The sequence below is a fragment of the Endozoicomonas atrinae genome (genome assembly GCF_001647025.1).
In the GTDB taxonomy this organism is placed as follows: Bacteria; Pseudomonadota; Gammaproteobacteria; order Pseudomonadales; family Endozoicomonadaceae; genus Endozoicomonas; species Endozoicomonas atrinae.
Genome location: NZ_LUKQ02000569.1, coordinates 1 through 1,300, shown reverse-complemented (window position 1 = coordinate 1,300; position 1,300 = coordinate 1). Strand labels below are relative to the sequence as shown.

Genomic DNA, 1,300 nt, shown 5'->3' with positions numbered 1-1,300 from the left:
CAGGGCTTACGCACGAGTATTCTCATTTGCATTTAGCGATTAACTTTAGCCAAGTTCTATTTCCACCGGATTACAGATATAGTCGCTGATTTTTGATCTCTAAATGCTTAAGCCTGCCCCTCTCATCATCTTTCTAAATGATCTTAAAGACCCGCGTGCTCGCTCCAACGCCTGTGAACACAAGTTTATCGATATCCTGATCATAGCCATCTGCGCCATCATGAGTGGTGCAGAGACTTGGGAAGATATTGAAAGTTATGGTCATGATAAAAAGGACTGGCTCTGTACCTTTTTGGAGTTACCTCACGGTATTCCATCACACGACTGTTTTTACCGAATATTCTGCGTCCTTGACCCTGAAGCTTTGGAAGTCTGCTTTATTAGGTGGGTTAAGTCATATTTCCCAATGGCTCTGCCCCTTGGAGAAAGCCAGACAGACATTGTTCCCATTGATGGCAAGACAATCCGTGGATCAAGAGGCAAGGGTAAACGGGCTGTGCACATGGTCAGCGCCTGGAGCAGCCGACTCCGGCTGGTGCTCGGTCAGAAAAAGGTCGATACGAAATCCAATGAGATAACGGCGGTTCCTGAACTGTTCGAGATGATTGATTTAAAAGGGGCTCTCATCACTGCCGATGCCATCAGTTGCCAAAAAAGCATTGCTGCTAAATGTATTGAGAAAGAGGCAGATTACCTGCTGGCGGTGAAAGGCAATCAGGAAATGTTACAGAACGATATTCAGGCAGTTGTTGAGAGCCATTGGGAACAAAATCCTGTTGATCAGCCATGCGACAACTTTGCCGAACAGAGAAACACAGGCCATGGCCGTCATGAATATCGTTGCTGCTGGGTCTTTAATGACCTTACCCTGCTCTCCACACATACAGAATGGGAGGGTCTGAAACATTTTGGTGTCGTACAGGCAGACAGAACCATTGATGGAAAAGCGACGACAGCCCTTCGCTTATACATTACGAGCAAGGCAATGACCGCAGAGGAAATGCTGACTGCCACACGAATCCACTGGGAAGTGGAGAATAATGTTCACTGGATGCTGGACATAGCCTTTAATGAAGATGCCTGTCTAACTCAGGATAAAAATGCGTCTGAAAACCTGTCGGTTTTACGAAGAATCTGTCTGAATATTTTTAATATGGATACAGCCAATAAAGGAAGCATGAAGCGTAAGCGCAAGAGGGCTGGTTGGAATAATGGCTATCTGGCAGGGCTGCTGAATATGTATATATTCGGTGAGGATAGTGGCTCAAATGCGAATGATTATCCTCGTGCGTAAGCCCTG

1 protein-coding gene is annotated in these 1,300 nt (G+C 45.9%); it reads left to right on the top strand.

Annotated elements, in window-relative coordinates; translation table 11 throughout:
* Nucleotides 1-103: 103 nt before the first annotated feature.
* The gene (locus AK963_RS29105) at nt 104-1,294 is read left to right on the top strand and encodes an ISAs1 family transposase (RefSeq protein ID WP_066018739.1); all 1,191 of its coding nucleotides are present in this window, start codon (nt 104-106) and stop codon (nt 1,292-1,294) included.
* Nucleotides 1,295-1,300 lie beyond the last annotated feature (6 nt).